Consider the following 19,111-nt stretch of genomic DNA (forward strand, 5'->3'; position numbering starts at 1 on the left):
CCCGTGGACGTCGCCCCGCCCCCGTCGCGGGCATCGCCTCACGCGCCCCACAGACATCAGGAGCATCGCCGGATGAAGTGGTCCGAAGGCGTGCGAATCAGGGGGCGCGCCATACATATATCTATGCGCCGGTGGCTCACGCCGTGGCGCGCATCCCCCGTGCAGGTGAGTTGAGACCTCTTCGAGACATCGGACAGTCGGCAGGTCCATGCGCGCGGACACGCTCACTCCTGGCATATGGAAGGTCAAGTTCCTTGCATTCCAAGGTATTTGACGGCTCAACACCTTGCAGAAACGTGCCTGTCAACGTCCGCATATGCGTCCGCACGACCCCACCGCATGAGCCCTACTATCGGCTCGCCATGACAGCAGCAGGGAAGCATCAGGTGAGCCGCGCGGAAACCTCACGCCGAGGAAACCGGCCGGGCCGGGCGGGCATCAGGGACGTGGCCGCCGCCGCCGGAGTGTCCATCACGACCGTCTCCGACGCCCTGAACGGCAAAGGCCGGCTCCCTGATGCCACCCGGCGTCACGTGAGGGAGGTCGCCGACCGACTGGGCTATCGCCCGTCGGCGGCGGCCCGCACGCTCCGTACCGGCAAATCGGGCCTCATCGGTCTGACCGTGACGACGTACGGGGATGAACCTTTCACCTTCACCGAGTTCGCGTACTTCGCCGAGATGGCCCGGGCCGCCACCTCCGCCGCGCTCGCCCGCGGCTACGCCCTGGTGATCCTGCCCGCGACCTCCCGGCACGACGTCTGGTCGAACGTCGCCCTCGACGGCACCGTCGTCATCGACCCCTCCGACCAGGACCCGGTCGTCAGCGAACTGGTCCGCCAGGGATTACCGGTCGTCTCCGACGGCCGCCCGGCCGGTTCGCTCCCGGTCACCGCCTGGGTCGACAACGACCACGAGGCCGCCGTACTCGACATCCTCGACCATCTCGCCGAGGCCGGCGCCCGCCGTATCGGCCTGCTCACCGGCACCACCACCGACACGTACACCCATCTGTCGACCACGGCCTATCTGCGCTGGTGCGAGCGCGTCGGCCAGGACCCGGTCTACGAGGCCTACCCGGCGCACGACCCCTGCGCGGGTGCCGTCGCCGCCGACCGGCTGCTCGCCCGGCCCGACCGGCCCGACGCCGTCTACGGCCTGTTCGACCCCAACGGCACCGACCTGCTCGCCGCCGCCCGCCGCTACGGCCTGCGCGTCCCGGAGGACCTGCTCCTCGTCTGTTGCAGCGAGTCCACCGTGTACGCCAACACCGAGCCGCCGATCACCACCCTGTCGCTGAAGCCGCGGCGCATCGGCACGGCCGTGGTGCAGCTCCTCATCGACGCCATCGAGGGCGTGGAATCGGATCAGCCGGTCGAGCAGGTGATACCGACGGAGCTGATCGTCCGCACCTCCTCGCAGCGCCGGCCGCCCCGTACGACGGTCAGTCCGCCGCGCGCGCCGGAGAGATAGACACGGCCGAGAGGCCGATGGGGGAGCAGGTCCCCGGGTGTCCGAGCCGACCGGCACGGCGCCCGGGGACCGGGCGATCGGTCGGCCGTCGGCGGTTCGCCGGCGGGTCCGACAGCGGGTCCCTCAGCGGGTCGTGAGCGGGTCGTCACCCGGTCAGGCCGGTGGTCACCCGGCCCAGCATGTCGTCACCGGATGGGGAAAGCCCTTCCCAAACGGGGCGAATGCCGCAGCGAACTGGAGTCTTGCTCTGATTCACCACCCCTGGGTCATCACACGGCGCGATCCGCATTCCTATGATGGGCCCACGACACCGCGGGCCGCTGCGACCAGGCAGTCCGATGCGGTGCAGATGCGGCGCGATGGTGGAGGGGTCGATGACTCAGGGGGCCGGTCAGGGACCCGAGGTGGAGCGGACGGCGACGCTGCGCGACTTCCGGGTGCCCGCGTACGTCCATGAGTCCGGTCCGTACGCCCACACCCCGCTTCCCGGCGAGGCCGCCCGGCCCGTCGAGAGCCCGCTCGACCTCCCGGAGGGGTACACCCCCACCCAGCGGGACCTGCCCGTCATCAACCGGGGCGACACGGTCCAGGTGGCCGTCGGCCCCGCCGCCGTGCCCGCCGCGCCCGCACCGCAGCCGGCCGACGGGCCCGGCCCGCTGTTCGTCGTCGGCGATGTGCACGGCTACCTGGACGAACTGGTCGCCGCGCTACAGGAGAAGGGCCTCATCGACGGCTCCGGCCAGTGGTGCGCGGGCACCGCCCGGCTGTGGTTCCTCGGCGACTTCACCGACCGCGGCCCCGACGGCATCGGCGTCATCGACCTCGTGATGCGGCTGTCCGCCGAGGCCGCCGCCGCGGGGGGCTACTGCAAGGCCCTCATGGGCAACCACGAGCTGCTGCTGCTCGGCGCCAAACGGTTCGGCGACACCCCCGTCAACTCCGGCGCGGGCACCGCCACCTTCCAGGCGGCCTGGCTGCTCAACGGCGGCCAGAAGACCGACATGGACCGCCTCCAGGACCACCACCTGCAGTGGATGGCCCGCCTGGACGCGCTCACCGAGACCGACGGCCATCTGCTCGTCCACTCGGACACCACCGCCTACCTCGACTACGGCTCGTCGATCGAGGAGGTCAACGACACCGTCCGCGAGACCCTCACCCGCAACGACGCCGACGAGGTGTGGGACCTCTTCCGCAAGTTCACCAAGCGGTTCTCCTTCCGCGACGAGGGCGGCGCCGACGCCGTGCGCTCGCTGCTCGACACCTACGGCGGCAGCCGGATCGTCCACGGCCACAGCCCCATCCCGTATCTGCTCGGCGAAGTGGGCTCCGAGGACGGGGAGGACGGCGCCGGACCGGTCGTCGAAGGCCCGCACGTCTACGCCGACGGGCTCGCCATCGCCATGGACGGCGGCGTGACCATGGCCGGAAAACTGCTGGTCCAGCAACTCCCGCTCGACGCCTGACCGTTCGATCCACACCTTCACCGTCGCCGCCGACCTGCGGCGACGGTGCACGACGACCGCGAATTTGTGGAAACCCCCTGTCACGGCACGCCGTGACCGCTCTACCATCGGCTTATCCGTAGCAGGCTCCCCTCCGTTTCTGCCCGACGGCTCGTTCGTCATGCGAGCCCCAAGCCCTACGGAGCATCGGGGGATGCACATGAACAGCGTTCCGCAGCACCTGCTGAGTGAGGACCGCCAGGAGTACGAGCGGCTCCTCGACGAGGCGCTGCGCTCCGCCCCACACCGCCCGGAGCTGGCCGCCGTCGGACAGCGGCTCAACTCCGAACAACTGCGCACCATGGCACTGAACGCCACCGCCCTCATCACCGCGGCCGCGGCGACCGAGTACCAGCACTATGTGAAGGTCCGCGAGGAACTGCGCCACCCGGCGCCGTCCCCGGCCCCGTCCTCCGCCCACGACGGCTCCGCCGAATCGGGCCCGGGCGCGATGGGGATCGCCGCGACCATGGGCGAGGTCACCGAGGGCGCGGGCGCGGGCGCCGTGGCCGTGGTCGCGGTCCTCGCGCCGGTCCTCGCCGGAACCGCCGCGGCGATCTTCCTGCTCGTCGGCTACATCCTGAAGATGCTCGACCCCGAGCCGGCCTTCGCCCGGACCATGATCACCGCGGGCTGGGTGTTCGGCGCGCTGACCGCGGCCGCGATCCTCGTCGCCACCGTCGGCCTGCTGATCACCGCCCTGCGCAACCGGCCCGCACCCGACACCGGGCCCTACGGCGAACTGGCCGAGGAGGTCGCCCGGGCCAGGGACGCCTGGCGCGAGGCCCTGCTGGAACGCGGCATCGTCCCCTTCCTGCGGGACGCCCTCGCCGACCCCGGCACCACGGCCGCCGTACGGCACCCGGCGCCACAGGCACCGAGCAGCAGCCGCATCCCGCGGCTCGGCTACGACCGGCCGGGCTTCACCAGCCCCGACGACGGGCCCGCGTCGGCCCACCGCCCGAGTTTCACGAGCCCCGACTACAGCGGTCCGGGGTTCGGAGGACCGGAGCACCAGCCGGAGTGACGGATCGGCGGATCGGCGGATCGGCGGATCGGCGGATCGGCGAACTGACCGAGTGACGCCGCTGCCTGCGCCGTGCCGTCGTCCGGGGCCACACCGGCCGGGCCCCGGCGGGCGGGAGGGCTGGCCGCCGGGCTGTGGCGGCCCTACAGACGCCGGATGATCTGCGCCTCGACCCGTTCGACGAGCGTGCGGCTGTACGCATGGACCAGCGCCAGATGGAACAGCGCCGGCGCCAGCGGGGCCCAGCGGTGGACGCGGTCCTCCCGCAGCATGTATCTGACCACCGTCGCGGGCCGGAAGGGCACGTAGTCGATGCTCTGGTGCTCCCACCGGTCCGCCACGCCCCGGCTCATGCGTGCCTGAAGGTCCGTGCTGCTGAGGTCCTTCAGCTTGGCGTAGAAGTGTCCGCTCCAGTGGCGCTTGCCTATGTCCAGGACGAAGGCGAGCAGGTCGAGCGCGTACTCGTGCGGCTCCAGGGAGAGTTCTTCCCGCATGCCGCGGCGGGCCACGGCATGCAGATCCGGTGCGCTCCTCCCCGAGGAGTCGATGTGCCGGGACAGGCCCTCGTTGACGGACGAGTTCCACACCCCGGGGGCCATGCGGACCCGGTCGCTGCGACGGCTGACCACGAGCATGTCGTCGGAGGTGACGACCGCGACATTGACGGCGAAGCTGCACTGCAGGAAGGCCGGCGCCTTCAACGGCTCGTCCGGGTCCAGATAGCGGGAGCGGGGCGTGCTGCCGTCCGGCAGCCGCCGGTCGAGCTGCTGCGCGGCGAGGAAGGTGTAGTAGTCCGTCGGCCGCAACCGCAGATGGACCTCGGGTACCTCGTCGAGCGCGGTGCGGGAGATGTCGAACGACTCCACCGCGTACCGCGGGCCGTTCCACAGGGGAGTGCGCCCCTCGGCGCGCAACTGCTCCCCCTCGGCTTCGATCTCGTCCCGCCAGGGCCGCATGTCCGAGGGGAGTTCGATCTCGTCGTCGAGTACATGGACGTAGACGGTCTCGGGCGGGATCGGGGACTCCCCGTCGCCCTCCACGATCAACGCGGAGGTGTGCAGGGGGCCGAGGGAGAACGTGCGCCACGCCGGCCCCGACACCTCGCGGCGTCGCAGGCTGCGGATCGCACGCGTCGACCGCCTGCGCAGCCGGTACCAGCCGTCCTGTAAAGGCTGCTGGAACAGCACCGCGAAGAGCATCCCGATGACGGCGCCCGCCACTCCGTTGGCAACATCGATCCCACCCACAGGCGGACACGCTACGGATCTTGGTCGGTACCGAACGGCGTCGTGTCGTCTTCGTTACCGAACGGCACGCGCGCCCCGGCCGACGGGGCCCGGGGTGCCCGTCCGGCCATGGCACGGGTGCCCGTCCAGTCCGCACACGCGTGCCTGTCCGACCCGCACGCGGATGTCCGTCCGGCCCGCACGCGGATGTCCGGGCCGGACAGCACTCGGTCAGGGCGAGGCTCGGTCACCGCCGAGCGGATGCTCCGCGGATCAGTCGGCGATGGGCAGATAGACGCGGTTGCCGGCCGCCGCGAACTCCTTCGACTTCTGTGCCATACCCTCCTCGATCTCGTCCTTGGTCGACCCGTGCTCACGGCGGATGTCCTGCGAGATCTTCATCGAGCAGAACTTGGGCCCGCACATCGAGCAGAAATGGGCCGTCTTGGCCGGCTCGGCCGGCAGCGTCTCGTCATGGAACTCCCGTGCCGTGTCCGGGTCCAGAGCGAGGTTGAACTGGTCCTCCCACCGGAACTCGAACCGGGCGTCGGACAGCGCGTCGTCCCACTCCTGCGCACCCGGGTGCCCCTTGGCGAGGTCGGCTGCGTGGGCGGCGATCTTGTAGGTGATGACGCCGGTCTTGACGTCGTCACGGTTGGGCAGGCCCAAATGCTCCTTGGGCGTGACATAGCAGAGCATCGCCGTGCCCCACCAGGCGATCATCGCGGCACCGATGCCGGAGGTGATGTGGTCGTACGCCGGGGCGACGTCCGTGGTCAGCGGGCCGAGCGTATAGAACGGAGCCTCATCGCAGATCTCCTGCTGAAGGTCGATGTTCTCCTTGATCTTGTGCATCGGGACGTGACCGGGGCCCTCGATCATCGTCTGTACATCGAAACGCCTGGCGATGCGGTTGAGTTCCCCGAGCGTGCGCAGTTCCGCGAACTGGGCCTCGTCATTGGCGTCGGCGATCGAACCGGGCCGCAGACCGTCACCGAGAGAGTAGGTGACGTCGTAGGCGGCGAGGATCTCGCAGAGCTCCTCGAAGTTCTCGTACAGGAACGATTCCTTGTGGTGGGCCAGGCACCAGGCCGCCATGATGGAGCCGCCGCGGGAGACGATGCCGGTCTTGCGGTTGGCCGTCAGCGGCACATACGCAAGACGCACGCCGGCGTGGACGGTCATGTAGTCGACGCCCTGCTCGGCCTGCTCGATCACCGTGTCCTTGTAGATCTCCCAGGTCAGCTCCTCGGCCTTGCCGTCGACCTTTTCCAGCGCCTGGTAGAGCGGGACGGTGCCGATCGGCACGGGGGAGTTGCGCAGCACCCATTCGCGGGTGGTGTGGATGTTGCGGCCGGTGGACAGGTCCATGACCGTGTCGGCGCCCCAGCGGGTCGCCCAGGTCATCTTCTCCACCTCCTCCTCGATGGAGGAGGTCACCGCCGAGTTGCCGATGTTGGCGTTGACCTTCACCAGGAAACGCTTGCCGATGATCATCGGCTCGATCTCCGGGTGGTTGACGTTCGCCGGCAGCACGGCCCGGCCTGCCGCGATCTCCTCACGGACGACCTCCGGGGAAACGTTCTCCCGGAGGGCGACGAACTCCATCTCGGGTGTGATCTCGCCCCGCCGCGCATAGGCGAGCTGCGTGACGGCCTTGCCGTCCCGGCTGCGGCGCGGCAGGCGCGGACGCCCGGGGAAGACGGCGTCGAGGTTGCGCAGCCCGCCGCGCGGCGAGGTGTGCTTGATCCCGTCGTCCTCGGGCCGGACGGGACGGCCCGCGTACTCCTCTGTGTCGCCGCGGGCGATGATCCAGTTCTCCCGCAGGGGAGCCAGCCCCCGGCGGACGTCGGTGTCCACCTGTGGATCGGTGTACGGGCCTGACGTGTCGTACAGCGTGACGGACTGCCCGTTGGTGAGGTGCACCTGACGGACCGGCACCCGGAGGTCGGGGCGTGAGCCCTCGATGTACGCCTTGTGCCAGCCGATGGACTTCCCGGCCTCCTGGGACGTGGTGTCCTGAACGGAGGCAGGCGTGCGTGCGTCCTTGTTGGTCATGAGACCTACTCCCTACGCCGGCATTACCCGGTAACAGGTTCGGCGGTCGACGCAGCGGTTTCCGTCCGGCGATGTTCCACGTGAAACATCGCGTGTCTACGGAGGTCAGCGTCCTCTCAGCCCGGTGCTCCGAGCTCCCGCGTGTGCAAAGGTGTCCCCACGCTAGCGTCCGTCCGGGCGCGGTGAACAGAGGGTCCCCCTCGTTCTTGCAATGATCGGGCGGTGACCACGACACACCAGCCCCAGCCTCATCCGCCCGAGCCGTCCGACGGGCCGGGCTCGGACAGCCGCAGTCAGGGTCACGCACACGGCCACCCTCCTGCGCACAGTCCCACCCATGAGCCCGCGCACTCCCACGTCCCCGGACCTGCCGCCGCCGGCCCTTCCACCACCTCCCGCCCTTCCCACGCACCCGGTCCGTCCCCCGCACCCAATCCGTCCCATGCGCACGGTCACGCCCCCGCACCCGGTCCGTCGCATTCACACGGTCACTCCCATGCGCACGGCCCGGCCGCGCCCGTCTCCCGGCATCTGCGCAAGGTCATCGCGGCCGTGCTGATCCCGTTCGCGGCGGCCGTGCTGATCGGGCTCGCCGTGCTGTGGCCGGGCGGCGCACCCGCCCATGAGCGCACCGGTGTCGGCTTCGACCGGCAGACGCAGCAGGCGACGGTCACGCGGGTCGAGGCGGTGGGCTGCGGTGCCGTCAACGCCACAGGCGGCGGCGCGTCGGCCACCGGCGGCTCCTCCACCGGGCAGCGAGCCGCAGGCACGTGCAAGAAGGCGACGATCCGGGTCGACACCGGCAAGGACAAGGGCCGTACGTTCACCGAGATCGTGCAGCCCGACCAGACACGTCAGCTGCACGAAGGTCAGAAGGTCGTGGTCGCCTACGAGCCCTCCGCACCGAAGGATCTGCAGTACTCGGTCACCGATGTCGACCGCCGCCTCCCCCTGGCGCTGCTCGCCGGTGTCTTCGCCCTGGCTGTGGTCGTGGTGGGCCGGCTCAGGGGTGTGATGGCGCTGGTCGCGCTGGCCATCAGCTTCCTGGTGCTGAACTTCTTCATCCTGCCGGCGATCCTCCAAGGCTCGAACCCGCTGGTCGTGGCGGTCGTCGGGGCGAGCGCCATCATGCTGATCGCCCTGTATCTGTGCCACGGCCCGTCGGCCCGGACTTCGGTGGCCGTGCTGGGCACGCTCGTCTCGCTGCTGCTGATCGGGATCCTCGGCTCGCTGTTCATCGGCTCGTCCGCGCTCACCGGCAACACCGACGACAACACCGGCCTGATCCACGGGCTGTACCCGTCGATCGACATGAGCGGTCTGCTGCTCGCCGGCGTCATCATCGGCTCGCTCGGTGTCCTGGACGATGTGACGGTCACCCAGACCTCCGCCGTGTGGGAACTGCACGAGGCGAACCCGTCGATGGGCCGGCGTGCCCTGTACCGGGCGGGCATCCGCATCGGACGGGACCACATCGCGTCCGTCGTCAACACACTGGTGCTGGCGTACGCGGGCGCGGCCCTGCCGCTGCTGCTGCTGTTCTCGATCGCGCAGAGCAGCATGGGCGCGGTCGCCAACAGCGAGCTGGTGGCGGAGGAGATCGTCCGCACCCTGATCGGCTCGATCGGCCTGGTCGCCTCCGTGCCGGTCACGACGGCGCTGGCCGCTCTGGTGGTGTCGGCCGACCGGCCCGGTCCCGCAGCCGAGGGCCGGGCGACGGGCCCCGCGGCGGCGCGGGGCGGCCGGGGGCGGCGGCGCAAGCGCTGAGCAAGCGCCGGCACCTACCCCGTCGGACGAGCACGCCAGGCGGCCCCGGCTCGTCGGAGCGCCGGGCCGGGTTCGCGATCCGGTGGAGCGCCCGGAAGAGAAGCGTTCCTGCGGCGTCCGTACTCCCGCTGAAGCGTTACGGCACCTGTCGTGCCGTAACGCTTCAGCCCGCGCTCTGCTCCTCGGCCAGGATGCGGCCCAGCGCCTCGTCGAGATGTGCGTCGAAGTCGGCGAGGGCGCCCTCCTGCCCGAGCGGCACCAGCTTGTCGGTGCGGTCGAGGAAGGCCACCAGCGGGGCCGACGAGGAGCGGAACAAGGCCTGGTCGCTGCCGACCTGAAGCCGGATCAGCACCTCGCTGAGCGAGTCGGGCTCCACGGGGGACACCCGCACATCGCCCTCGCCGCAGGGCCGCCCCAGCCCGTCGATCAGCAGTTCACGTCCGAACGCCCAGGTCACCGGGGCGTCACCGGGCAGGTGGAAGGTCAGCCGTACGGCGTAGGGATCACAGACCTCGTAGCGCAGCTCCACGGGGATACGGAAGGACAGCTCCTCGGAAACGAGGAAGCTCATCATGACCTCTGCCTGGACTGCCTGTGCGGACTCGCGCATCGCTACCCCGTCATTTGCCGTCGACTGGCGGGAAGAACCCCTTGACACTACGGGAATCTTGCTGAAAGTACACGGGAGATCACAAGGAGTGAGTTTTCAGATACTGATAGAGAGCGCGATCGAGGCCAGGCGCCGTCCGACCTCGTCCTGAAGTCTGCGGGCAGCGGGCAGCAGCCGGTCGGCCTGGTCGTGGGGCAGGGAGATCGCCATCGTCGCCGCGGTGGTGCCGACGGTGATCGGGATCGCGGCGCACGCCGTCCCCAGCGCGTACTCCTGCCGTTCGATCACCGGCGCCATACGCCGGGTCCGCTCCAGCCGCCGCAGCAGGGCGTTGTTGTCGGGCACGGTGTACGGGGTGATGGCCTGGACGGGATACCGGTCGAGGTGGTCACGGCGGGCCTCCTCATCGAGCTGGGAGAGCAGACACTGCCCGATGGCGTGCGCGTGGCCGGTCTCACGGAAGTCGGCCCACTCCTCGACCGCAGGATTGCCCGGCGTGTCCGAGACGCACATGACCTCGATCTCCCCCTCGCGGTACACGGCGTAGTAGACGGGGACGCCGATGGCGTCCCGCCAGTGCGCAAGGGCGTCGACCAGAGTGCTGCGACGTTTCTGCGCCGCCGTGTCGCTGCCCAGCCGCTCGGCGGCGTCCCCGAGGAAGAACAGTCCCTTGTCGCGGCGCAGATAGCCCTCGTGCACCAGGGTGCGCAACAGGTGGTAGGCCGTGGGCAGGGCCAGACCCGTGGTCCTGGCCAGATGCTTGGCGGTCGTGCCGTGCTGGTGCGCGGCGACGGTCTCCAGCAGACGCATCGCCCGCTGGACCGAGCTGATCAGGGTCGTCGCGGCGGGCTGCGGCCCGGCCGTGTCCGGTGCGGCGCCCCGCTGCCGGGGTGGTGCGGAGACGAACGGCGCGGGGGGTGCGTGCCGTCCCGTGAGGGCGGTGTCGCCGGTGGCCAAGGGTCACTCCCGGTGCGCGAGGGGGGAGCCCGTGCGGGGAACACGGGTGCGGGGGTGTACGCCGCGCGGGGGTCCTCCACCCGCGTGGGGTTCCGGACTTTAACCGTCCGCTGCCCCTTCAGACCCGCCTGGACGGGAAACTTCCCCCGGGCGAGGGACCTGGTGCACGCTGCCGCTGATCAGCGGTCAGCGGCCCGGCCGCCCATGACCCTGCGAGGGGGTCTCACCAGTCGCTGCGCGAGGAGGAGTTCGAGGTGAACTTCCGCACGATGTAGATCAGTCCGCCGACGAGGGCGACGAAGACCAACGCCTTGAACAGCAGTCCGATCACAAAACCCACGACGGTCGCTATCACACTGCCGAACACGACCAGAGCGATGACCGGCACCGCGATCCACTTCACCCACCACGGCAGTCCCGCGAAGATCTCCTTCATCGCCCTCGACCCACCTCTCCGCCCGTCTGTGCCGGGCACCGGAACCCGGCACGGGCCGGGCATCGTTCATGTCCTGCACTCGATGCTAGGGCGGGAGCAGGGCCTCTCGGGGCCCTCGCACCCCTTGTCTCCCCCTGACCGATCCCCTAGGGAACCCGGAGGTCCGGACTCAGCTCTCGGGCGGAGAGAACACCACGAGGACCCTCAGATCCTCGCTGATGTGGTGGAACTTGTGGGCGACGCCGGCCGGCACATAGACCACACTGCCGCGCGCCACCTCGGTCGTCTCCAGTCCGACGGTGATCGAGGCGCGACCGCTCACCACGAAGTACACCTCGTCCTGGCCGTGCGGCTTCTGCGGGTCGTGCTCACCCGCGTTCAGCGCGTACAGTCCGACCGACATGTTCCTTTCACGCAGGAACTGCAGATACGCACCGTCGTTGGCGGCGCGCTCCGCCTCCAGTTCGTCCAGCCGGAAAGCCTTCATTCCTGTTTGCCGCCCTCGCCTCACTGCCGTTGGCCCCATGTCGTCTGCCACGATCAGATACATGAAAAATTTCGTAGTCAAGACGATCGCCAACGCGGGCGCTCTGGCGGTCGCCGTGTGGCTGCTCGACAAGATCACCCTGACCGGGGACAGCACCGGCAAGAAGGTCGGCACGCTGATCCTGGTCGCCATCGTGTTCGGCCTGGTCAACTCCGTGGTCAAGCCGATCGTGAAGGTGCTGACCTTCCCCCTGTTCATCCTCACGCTGGGCCTGTTCACCCTCGTCGTGAACGCCCTGATGCTGCTGCTGACCTCGTGGGTGTGCGACAAGCTCGACCTGAGCTTCCACGTGGACGGCTTCTGGACGGCCGTGCTCGGCGGCCTGATCATCTCCGTCGTCTCCTGGGCTCTCAACGTCGTGCTGCCCGACGGAGACTGAGTCCATGACCTACCGCGTCTGCTTCGTCTGCACGGGCAACATCTGCCGCTCCCCCATGGCCGAGTCCGTCTTCCACGCGCGCGTGGTGGAGGCCGGACTCGACGGCCTGGTCGAGGTCGACAGCGCCGGCACCGACGGCTGGCACGAGGGCGAGGGCGCCGACCCGCGCACCCTCTCCGTCCTCGAGGAGGCCGGGTACGCCCTCGACCACACCGCCCGCCGCTTCCGGCCGTCCTGGTTCTCCCGCCTCGACCTGGTGATCGCGCTGGACTCCGGTCACCTCCGGGCGCTGCGCCGGCTGGCCCCCAGCGAGGAGGACGCAGCGAAGGTGCGTCTGCTGCGCTCCTACGACCCGGAGGCCGGCGACGACCTCGACGTGCCCGACCCCTACTACGGAGGCATGGCCGGTTTCGCGGAATGCCTTGAGATGGTGGAGGCGGCGAGCAAGGGTCTGCTCGCCGCGGTACGCGAGCATGCGGAAGGACGAGCGGCATGAACGACACGACGCCGGGCGACGGCATCGGTACGGGCGACGGCACACGCGCGGTACGGGCCGGGCTGCCCGAACCCGTCAAGCACGAGCCCACCCTCCCGGGCCCGGTGTTCGCCGCCCACTTCCACCTGCCGGGCGACCCCACCGGCCCGTACACCTACGGCCGCGACGAGAACCCGACCTGGACACTGCTGGAGCAGGCGATCGGCTCCCTGGAGGCCCCCGGCGCCGACGACGTGGAGACGCTGGTGTTCGCGTCCGGCATGGCCGCCATCTCCTCCGTGCTCTTCTCCCAGCTGCGCTCCGGGGACGCGGCGGTCCTCCCGAACGACGGCTACCAGGCACTGCCCCTGGTCCGCGCCCAGCTGGAGGCGTACGGCATCGAGGTACGCACCGCACCGACCGGCGCCGACGCCCAGCTGGAGGTCCTGGACGGGGCGAAACTGCTGTGGATCGAGTCCCCGTCCAATCCGGGACTGGACGTCTGCGACATCCGGCGGCTCGTCGAGGCGGCCCACGCCCAGGGGGCCCTCGTCGCCGTCGACAACACCCTCGCCACGCCGCTCGGGCAGCGGCCACTGGAGCTGGGCGCCGACTTCGTCGTCGCCAGCGGCACCAAGCAGCTCACCGGCCACGGGGACATCCTCCTCGGGTACGTCGCCGGCCGCGGCGAGCCCATGACCGCCGTACGCCGCTGGCGCAAGATCGTCGGAGCGATCCCCGGCCCGATGGAGGCCTGGCTCGCGCACCGCTCCATCGCCACACTCCAGCTGCGCGTCGAGCGGCAGAACGCCACCGCGCTGAAGGTGGCGGAGGCTCTGCGCAGCCACCCGGACGTCACGGGGCTGCGCTACCCCGGGCTGCCGGACGACCCCTCCCACAAGATCGCCGCGCAGCAGATGCGCCGCTTCGGCTGTGTGGTCTCCTTCGTGCTGCCCGGCCGGGAACGCGCCGACCGTTTCCTCGACGCGCTGCGGCTGGTCGACGACGCGACGAGCTTCGGCGGGGTCCGCTCCACGGCCGAGCGACGCGGACGGTGGGGCGGCGACGACGTGCCGGAGGGCTTCATCCGTCTGTCGGTCGGTGCCGAGGACCCCGAGGATCTGGTGGCCGACCTGCTGCGCGCGCTGGACGAGTCCGCGCGCTGACCGGGACCCCGGCACCCGGCCCGATGCCTGGGTACGCACATCGGACGGTCCGAGCCTCCCCCCTCGTGGCTCGGACCGTCCTGCGGTTCCGCGCGCGAAGGACCGCGCAAACAAGGCTAGTTGACTCTGTGTCAGTGTCCAATCACGGTAGCGACAGAGACCTATCGACTTATTTATAGTTGGGGCCCGGCCGGGGGCTCGGGGGAAGGGCGGCGACAGGGGAGGGGCACGCCATGGATCTGGCCTTGCTGCGCACTTTCGTGACCGTGCACCGGGCCGGCTCCTTCACCCGCGCCGCCGCGCTGCTGGGTCTGTCCCAGCCCGCCGTCACCTCGCAGATCCGCACACTGGAGCGGCAGCTGGGCCGCCCGCTGTTCCTGCGCCAGGCCCGCGGTGTGACCCCGACGACGATCGGCGACGAACTCGCGCACAAGGCAGCTCCGCATCTGGACGCCCTCGTGGAGATCACCGAGTCCGGTCTCGACGACGAGTCGGCGTCCCGCACCCTGCATCTCGCCGGCCCGCCGGAGTTCACCGCCGAGCGGGCGCTGCCCGTCCTCACCGAGCTGACCGGCGACGACGGCCGACGGCTCTCCCTGCGCACCTCGTTCGGGACGGCCGAGGAGGCGCTGGAAGGCCTGGCGGCCGGACATCACGACCTGGTCATCAGCACCGCCCGCCCCCGTGGCGCCCTGCTCACCGCGACCGCGCTGTGCGACGAGGAACACGTCCTGGTCGCCGCCCCGCACTGGGCGGAGCAGCTCGGCGGCTCATGGTCCCCACACAAGGACGCGCCGTCGCTGGAGCACGTCCCCGTCGTCGAGGTGCACGAGTCGCTGCCGTTCGTCTCCCGCTACTGGGCCTCCGTCTTCGACTGCCGTCCCGCGGCCTCGGGCACCGTCATCGTCCCCGATCTGCGGGCCGTCCTGGCCTGTACCGGCGCAGGCGCGGGGCTCGCGGTCCTGCCGCGCTATCTGTGCGCCGCCGCCCTGGAGCGCGGGGACATCGTCACCCTGCACGATCCGCCGGTGCCTCCGCTGCGCACGTACTTCCTGGTGGTGCGTACCGGCACGCTCGCCATGCCGCACATCGCCCGCGCCCATGACTGGCTGCTGCAAGCGGCGGCCGACTGGTGCTGAGCCGGTCGCCCAGCGGACGCGACCGGTCACCGGTGGCAAGGTTTCACGTGGAACATGGCCGGATGTTTCATGCGGAACCTGCGGGGCCACATTTCTCCCATGACCGTCCGACCCGTGGTCAAGCGCACCGCCCGTGCAGTTCTGCTGGACGGCAATGACCTCATCCTGATCAAGCGCACCAAGCCGGGTGTGGATCCCTACTGGGTCACCCCCGGAGGCGGGGTCGAGCCGGGAGACCCCACCGTCGTCCACGCCCTGCACCGCGAGGTGTACGAAGAGCTGGGCGCCAAGATCACCGATGTCGTGCCCTGCTTCGTCGACACCGTCGAGCACATCGGCGAGGACGGCGGCGCGACCGGCGTAAAGGTCCAGCACTTCTTCGTCTGTCGGCTGGAGTCCATGGACCCGTCCCTGCGCCATGGCCCGGAGGTGGAGGAACCGGCAGGCGAGTACGAGATCGTCCGGGTGCCCTTCACCCGGGTCGGCATCGCCTCCGTCCACCTCGTCCCCCTCTCCCTGCGGCACTACCTCGACGGCAACATCGAGGGCGTCCGCGCGATGCACGCTCCTGACCTCGGCTGACCACCGGCCTGCCGGTGTTTCACGTGAAACAGCCGGCGGCCGGCCCCCAGGTGTGCGCAGGGCCACGGCATGGCCAAAAGCACATGTCACTCCTCGGAAAGCGGTGGACGCCGGGGGTCTCCGTCGGACAGCCTGACCTGCGTGCCGACTGCTTCCCCCGCCGCTCTGCCCATCCGCCGTCTGACCCTCCGCGATCTCACCGCCTGCGCGGACCTGTCCGAGAACCGAGGATGGCCACGCGAGGAACACAAATGGGGCTTCCTCCTCACGTCCGGGACGGGATACGGAATCGACGATCCGGACGGCGGACTGGTCAGTGCCTGCGTCGTCACCCGGTACGGCCCTCAGGAGCGGCCTGATCTCTGCGCCATCGGCATGGTGCTGGTCGCCGAGCGACACGCCCGCCAGGGTGTCGGGCGCCGCATGATGCGCCATGTCCTCGCCGAGCTGGGCCCCGTCCCCCTGACACTGCACGCCACCCGATACGGCCGGCCTCTGTACGAGGAGCTCGGCTTCAAGGTCATCGGCCAGGCCGAGATGATCCGCGGTCGCTTCACACCGGACGGCACCGCACCGGCCGTGGCCACCCGGCCCGCCACCGCCGAGGACCTGTCCGCGATCCTCCGGCTCGACAAGGAGGTCGTCGGCACCGACCGCACCCCCGTCGTCACCCGGCTCCCCGCCTTCGCCGACCTGCTCCACGTCGCCGAGGAACACGGGCGGATCATCGGGTACGCGGCTGCCTGGCCCACCGCGGACACCCATGTCGTGGGTCCGCTGATCGCCCAAGACACCCGGACCGCGAAGGCACTCGTCGCCTCCCTCGCCACCCGCAGTGGCCGGCCGCTGCGCACCGATGTCGATGTACGGCACGAGGAGCTGCTGACCTGGGCAAAAGCCCGCGGCCTTCAGTCCGTCGGCCTCAACGCCGTCATGTCCTGCGGCATCACGGAACTGCCCGGCGACTGGCGGCGGCGCTTCGCCCCGGTGACCGTGGCCGCGATCTGACCCATGTACTTGCACACGCACGCTATACGCCGCCGCCGCTTTTTGCACGCCTGCCTTACCCTGGGTGTCAGCCGCTCCGGGACGAAGGGAACGCCATGACAGCGACGGACCCCGCGCTCACCGCCCTCGCCCAGGGCTGGTGCGCGCTGTCTCTGCTCCACAGCAGGATCGAGGCGCACATCGAACGGGCCCTTCAGGCCGGGCACGATCTCAGCGTGCGTGAATACGCCCTGCTCGGTGTCCTCAGCCGACAGCACGATGGCGAGGGCGGCCACCTCCAGATGAAGCAGGTCGCCGACGCGGTGGTCCTGAGCCAGAGCGCCACCACGCGGCTCGTCACCCGGCTGGAGAACCGCGGCCTGCTGGAGCGGTACCTGTGCCCCACCGACCGGCGTGGCATCTACACCAACGTCACCGAGGCCGGGCTCAAGCTCCTGGAGGAGGCCCGCCCCACCAACGACCGTGCCCTGCGCGAAGCCCTGGACGAGGCGGCCAAGGATCCCGAACTCGCCCCGCTGGTCAAGGTGGTGGAGTCACTGGACGTCTCGACCCTGAAGCCGGCCGCATAGGCTGGGCGCGTGGAAGACCTTGTCATACGTCCGGCCGCCGAGGACGACATCCCGGCGCTCGTCGCCATGCTGGCGGACGATCCGCTCGGCGCACGGCGCGAGTCTCCGGACGACCTGACGCCGTACCGCACGGCGCTTCAGCGGCTCAGCGGAGATCCCCACCAGCATCTGGTCGTGGCCGAGCGGGAAGGCCGGGTCATCGGAACGCTCCAGCTCACGATCATCCCCGGCCTGTCCCGGCGCGGCGCCACACGGTCGATCATCGAGGCCGTACGCATCCACTCCGACGAGCGAGGCAGCGGACTGGGCACCCGGCTCATCGAGTGGGCGGTGGAGACCTCCCGCCGTGAGGGCTGCCAACTGGTGCAGCTGACCTCGGACAAGAGCCGTGCCGACGCCCACCGGTTCTACGAGCGTCTCGGCTTCGAGCCCTCGCACATCGGCTTCAAACTCCCGCTCTGAGGGCCGGAGACCATGCACACGGGGGGCTGTTTCACGTGAAACAGCCCCCGTCCAGCAGCCCCTGTCCAGCAGCGCCGGTGAAGCCGCGACGCCGAAGCAGCGGCGCGTCCTCACGGCCTACTTGATGCCGCGCCACCCGTCCGGATCGACACCGCCGGGCACGGCGGACTGATCGTCGTACGGCGTCCGGGTGAAGACGAAGCTGCCCAGGTCCAGATGGTCCACGGTGCCGTCCTCCCGCCGGACGACCCGCAGGGGCTCCCCGGCGAAGTAGCCCTCCAACCCGGTCCAGGTGCCGTCCCCCTCAGGCCGCAGCCGTGTCCGCCGTCCCATGCCCGACAGCGGCTCCAAAGAGAGCAGGCCGTCGGCCGTCAGACGCAGCGCGAACCCGTTGGTGCCCCAGTACCACGGTCCCACCAGCTCCAGCACCGCCGGATCGGCATCCTCCCTCAACGGCCGCCACGGCTCCGGAATCCGCGGCTCGGCCTCCGCGACGATCCGCACGAGATCGGCGGCAACAGTGAACACCGGGCACCCGGACGTGCAGTTCGTCAGCACCACCGCCGCCACATCGTCCTCGACGCCGATGACCAGGCCCGCCAAAAAGCCCGGCACGGATCCGGCGTGGCCGACGAGGAGCCGGCCGTCACGGTGCAGGAGCTGCATCCCGAGACCGTACGTCGCACCGTCACCCAGATCGGCGGCGTCGGCGGGCGCCGCCGGGGTCCTCATCTCCCGCACACTCGACTCGCTCAGCACCCGGTCGTCTCCCCGGAGAAGGAAGGAGGCGAACCGCGCGAGATCCGCCGTGGTCGACCAGAGCTGACCGGCGGGCTCCATCCGGCCGTAGTCCTCGGCCGGCTCCGGCAGCAGCACATCGGCCCATGGGTGCACCGCCCAACCGGCCGCGTGCGGCACCCGCGGTCGCACGCTCGTGTGTGTCAGGCCCAGAGGTTCGAGCACTTCTCGCCGAAGTACGTCCGACCACGGCGCGCCGCGCAGCTCCTCGACAAGAGCGCCCAGCAGGGTGTAGCCGGTGTTCGAGTAGTGGAACCGGCGGCCCACCGGGTGCCGCAGCGGCTGCTCGCCGAGTACGTCCGACAGCTCGGGACGCAGCGTCCCGGGGGTGCGCTCCCACCACGGTCCCGTGGACTCCGCCGCCAGCCCGCCGGTGTGCGCGAGCAGGTCGGCGATGGTCGCCTCGCCCGCGCCGGTGCCGGGCAGATGCTTCTCCAGCGGATCCCCGAGGTCGATGAGTCCCTCGTCCCGCAGTCGCATCACCAGCACGGCGGTGAAGGTCTTGGTGATCGAACCAATCCGGTACTGCGTGTTCTCGTCCGGGGCGTGCCCCTCGACGGAGGTCCGGGCCCCGTCCCACACCCGCTGTCCGTCCCGTACGACGGCGGCCACGAGCGACGGGGTGCGTCCCTCGTTCTGGGCCACGGCGACTCGGTGCAGCAGCGCGCGGCGGGTGGCGGGAAGCAGTTCATGCTGAGCAGACGTCATGACCTCAAGTCCACCCCGTTCCCCGCCCGCACGTCGAGCGCAATACGCCCCTGATCGCCACCGTGAAGACCGCGCGGCGGGGCAGGGACGCCGGTGAAGCTTCCCCTTGATCGTGGACACCTGGAGACTGGGACCTGAGGTTCCAGAGGAAGTAGCGCCAGGTGGGAAGCAAGTACACGAAGCGGTACACCGAGGAGTTCAAGCGGGACGCGATCGCGCT

General features: G+C 70.2%; 19 protein-coding genes. 12 read left to right on the forward strand and 7 right to left on the reverse strand.

The window, feature by feature from the left end; genetic code table 11:
* Window positions 1-362: 362 nt before the first annotated feature.
* From MTQ10_RS14730 to MTQ10_RS14740, 3 genes are all read left to right on the forward strand, one after another.
* The gene (locus MTQ10_RS14730) at window positions 363-1,472 is read left to right on the forward strand and encodes a LacI family DNA-binding transcriptional regulator (protein ID WP_247467489.1); all 1,110 of its coding nucleotides are present in this window, start codon (window positions 363-365) and stop codon (window positions 1,470-1,472) included.
* Between the two features lie 359 nt (window positions 1,473-1,831).
* Window positions 1,832-2,938 (forward strand): metallophosphoesterase, encoded by a 1,107-nt coding sequence (locus tag MTQ10_RS14735; protein ID WP_247467492.1) that lies wholly within the window; start codon window positions 1,832-1,834, stop codon window positions 2,936-2,938.
* Window positions 2,939-3,131: 193 nt separating this feature from the next.
* Complete coding sequence (locus tag MTQ10_RS14740) at window positions 3,132-4,004, forward strand: hypothetical protein (protein WP_247467494.1); 873 nt, start codon at window positions 3,132-3,134, stop codon at window positions 4,002-4,004.
* 143 nt (window positions 4,005-4,147) lie between these two features.
* Here MTQ10_RS14740 and MTQ10_RS14745 read toward each other — a convergent pair whose 3' ends face one another.
* Together MTQ10_RS14745 and thiC are read right to left on the reverse strand one after the other, a co-directional pair.
* Window positions 4,148-5,251 (reverse strand): hypothetical protein, encoded by a 1,104-nt coding sequence (locus MTQ10_RS14745; protein ID WP_247467497.1) that lies wholly within the window; start codon window positions 5,249-5,251, stop codon window positions 4,148-4,150.
* A 252-nt stretch (window positions 5,252-5,503) separates the two neighbouring features.
* Complete coding sequence (gene thiC / locus MTQ10_RS14750) at window positions 5,504-7,288, reverse strand: phosphomethylpyrimidine synthase ThiC (RefSeq protein ID WP_247467500.1); 1,785 nt, start codon at window positions 7,286-7,288, stop codon at window positions 5,504-5,506.
* 222 nt (window positions 7,289-7,510) lie between these two features.
* On the opposite strand from thiC, the gene MTQ10_RS14755 reads away from it, so the two are divergent.
* Window positions 7,511-9,055, forward strand: a complete 1,545-nt coding sequence (locus tag MTQ10_RS14755; protein WP_247467503.1) for a YibE/F family protein — start codon at window positions 7,511-7,513, stop codon at window positions 9,053-9,055.
* A 163-nt stretch (window positions 9,056-9,218) separates the two neighbouring features.
* Here the strand turns inward: MTQ10_RS14755 and MTQ10_RS14760 are convergent, their stop codons facing one another.
* The 4 genes from MTQ10_RS14760 to MTQ10_RS14775 form a co-directional block, all read right to left on the reverse strand.
* Window positions 9,219-9,665, reverse strand: coding sequence for an SsgA family sporulation/cell division regulator (locus tag MTQ10_RS14760; protein ID WP_247467505.1), 447 nt, complete (start codon window positions 9,663-9,665; stop codon window positions 9,219-9,221).
* 96 nt (window positions 9,666-9,761) lie between these two features.
* Window positions 9,762-10,475: an IclR family transcriptional regulator gene (locus MTQ10_RS14765; RefSeq protein WP_247467547.1), complete on the reverse strand. Its 714-nt coding sequence runs from the start codon at window positions 10,473-10,475 to the stop codon at window positions 9,762-9,764.
* A 370-nt stretch (window positions 10,476-10,845) separates the two neighbouring features.
* Window positions 10,846-11,058 carry a DUF5326 family protein gene (locus MTQ10_RS14770; protein ID WP_247467508.1) on the reverse strand — a complete coding sequence of 71 codons (213 nt, stop codon included), beginning with the start codon at window positions 11,056-11,058 and terminating at the stop codon, window positions 10,846-10,848.
* 169 nt (window positions 11,059-11,227) lie between these two features.
* Complete coding sequence (locus tag MTQ10_RS14775; RefSeq protein ID WP_247467511.1) at window positions 11,228-11,545, reverse strand: cupin domain-containing protein; 318 nt, start codon at window positions 11,543-11,545, stop codon at window positions 11,228-11,230.
* A 61-nt stretch (window positions 11,546-11,606) separates the two neighbouring features.
* Here MTQ10_RS14775 and MTQ10_RS14780 point away from each other — a divergent pair, with 61 nt between their 5' ends.
* The 8 genes from MTQ10_RS14780 to MTQ10_RS14815 all read left to right on the forward strand — a co-directional run bounded on the left by MTQ10_RS14780 (window position 11,607) and on the right by MTQ10_RS14815 (window position 17,385).
* Window positions 11,607-11,984, forward strand: a complete 378-nt coding sequence (locus MTQ10_RS14780; protein ID WP_247467514.1) for a phage holin family protein — start codon at window positions 11,607-11,609, stop codon at window positions 11,982-11,984.
* 4 nt (window positions 11,985-11,988) lie between these two features.
* Window positions 11,989-12,480 (forward strand): low molecular weight protein-tyrosine-phosphatase, encoded by a 492-nt coding sequence (locus MTQ10_RS14785; RefSeq protein WP_247467529.1) that lies wholly within the window; start codon window positions 11,989-11,991, stop codon window positions 12,478-12,480.
* Entirely contained in the window at window positions 12,477-13,625 is a 1,149-nt protein-coding gene (locus MTQ10_RS14790) for a cystathionine gamma-lyase (protein ID WP_247467531.1), read from the forward strand. Before MTQ10_RS14785 ends, MTQ10_RS14790 begins: the two co-directional genes overlap by 4 nt.
* A 233-nt stretch (window positions 13,626-13,858) precedes the next feature.
* A complete protein-coding gene (locus MTQ10_RS14795) occupies window positions 13,859-14,764 on the forward strand; it encodes a LysR family transcriptional regulator (RefSeq protein WP_247467534.1) in 906 nt (301 codons plus the stop codon).
* 99 nt (window positions 14,765-14,863) lie between these two features.
* The gene (locus MTQ10_RS14800; protein ID WP_247467536.1) at window positions 14,864-15,346 is read left to right on the forward strand and encodes an NUDIX domain-containing protein; all 483 of its coding nucleotides are present in this window, start codon (window positions 14,864-14,866) and stop codon (window positions 15,344-15,346) included.
* Between the two features lie 141 nt (window positions 15,347-15,487).
* Complete coding sequence (locus MTQ10_RS14805) at window positions 15,488-16,354, forward strand: GNAT family N-acetyltransferase (RefSeq protein ID WP_247467538.1); 867 nt, start codon at window positions 15,488-15,490, stop codon at window positions 16,352-16,354.
* Between the two features lie 95 nt (window positions 16,355-16,449).
* Window positions 16,450-16,923, forward strand: coding sequence for a MarR family winged helix-turn-helix transcriptional regulator (locus MTQ10_RS14810; RefSeq protein ID WP_247467541.1), 474 nt, complete (start codon window positions 16,450-16,452; stop codon window positions 16,921-16,923).
* Window positions 16,924-16,932: 9 nt separating this feature from the next.
* Window positions 16,933-17,385 carry a GNAT family N-acetyltransferase gene (locus MTQ10_RS14815; RefSeq protein WP_247467543.1) on the forward strand — a complete coding sequence of 151 codons (453 nt, stop codon included), beginning with the start codon at window positions 16,933-16,935 and terminating at the stop codon, window positions 17,383-17,385.
* A gap of 117 nt (window positions 17,386-17,502) precedes the next feature.
* On the opposite strand, the gene MTQ10_RS14820 is transcribed toward MTQ10_RS14815, so the two are convergent.
* Complete coding sequence (locus tag MTQ10_RS14820) at window positions 17,503-18,891, reverse strand: serine hydrolase domain-containing protein (RefSeq protein WP_247467545.1); 1,389 nt, start codon at window positions 18,889-18,891, stop codon at window positions 17,503-17,505.
* Between the last annotated feature and the right edge of the window lie 220 nt (window positions 18,892-19,111).

The organism is Streptomyces sp. XM83C, from assembly GCF_023072675.1.
GTDB classification, from domain to species: Bacteria; Actinomycetota; Actinomycetes; order Streptomycetales; family Streptomycetaceae; genus Streptomyces; species Streptomyces thermocoprophilus.

What these genes read in the sequence shown, in the direction of transcription:
- MTQ10_RS14730 (WP_247467489.1), top strand. Translation starts at nt 363, where the DNA reads ATGACAGCAGCAGGGAAGCATCAGGTGAGCCGCGCGGAAACCTCACGC.
- MTQ10_RS14735 (WP_247467492.1), top strand. Translation starts at nt 1,832, where the DNA reads ATGGTGGAGGGGTCGATGACTCAGGGGGCCGGTCAGGGACCCGAGGTG.
- MTQ10_RS14740 (WP_247467494.1), top strand. Translation starts at nt 3,132, where the DNA reads ATGCACATGAACAGCGTTCCGCAGCACCTGCTGAGTGAGGACCGCCAG.
- thiC (WP_247467500.1), bottom strand. Translation starts at nt 7,288, where the DNA reads ATGACCAACAAGGACGCACGCACGCCTGCCTCCGTTCAGGACACCACG.
- MTQ10_RS14760 (WP_247467505.1), bottom strand. Translation starts at nt 9,665, where the DNA reads ATGCGCGAGTCCGCACAGGCAGTCCAGGCAGAGGTCATGATGAGCTTC.
- MTQ10_RS14765 (WP_247467547.1), bottom strand. Translation starts at nt 10,475, where the DNA reads ATGCGTCTGCTGGAGACCGTCGCCGCGCACCAGCACGGCACGACCGCC.
- MTQ10_RS14770 (WP_247467508.1), bottom strand. Translation starts at nt 11,058, where the DNA reads ATGAAGGAGATCTTCGCGGGACTGCCGTGGTGGGTGAAGTGGATCGCG.
- MTQ10_RS14775 (WP_247467511.1), bottom strand. Translation starts at nt 11,545, where the DNA reads ATGAAGGCTTTCCGGCTGGACGAACTGGAGGCGGAGCGCGCCGCCAAC.
- MTQ10_RS14780 (WP_247467514.1), top strand. Translation starts at nt 11,607, where the DNA reads ATGAAAAATTTCGTAGTCAAGACGATCGCCAACGCGGGCGCTCTGGCG.
- MTQ10_RS14785 (WP_247467529.1), top strand. Translation starts at nt 11,989, where the DNA reads ATGACCTACCGCGTCTGCTTCGTCTGCACGGGCAACATCTGCCGCTCC.
- MTQ10_RS14790 (WP_247467531.1), top strand. Translation starts at nt 12,477, where the DNA reads ATGAACGACACGACGCCGGGCGACGGCATCGGTACGGGCGACGGCACA.
- MTQ10_RS14795 (WP_247467534.1), top strand. Translation starts at nt 13,859, where the DNA reads ATGGATCTGGCCTTGCTGCGCACTTTCGTGACCGTGCACCGGGCCGGC.
- MTQ10_RS14800 (WP_247467536.1), top strand. Translation starts at nt 14,864, where the DNA reads ATGACCGTCCGACCCGTGGTCAAGCGCACCGCCCGTGCAGTTCTGCTG.
- MTQ10_RS14810 (WP_247467541.1), top strand. Translation starts at nt 16,450, where the DNA reads ATGACAGCGACGGACCCCGCGCTCACCGCCCTCGCCCAGGGCTGGTGC.
- MTQ10_RS14820 (WP_247467545.1), bottom strand. Translation starts at nt 18,891, where the DNA reads ATGACGTCTGCTCAGCATGAACTGCTTCCCGCCACCCGCCGCGCGCTG.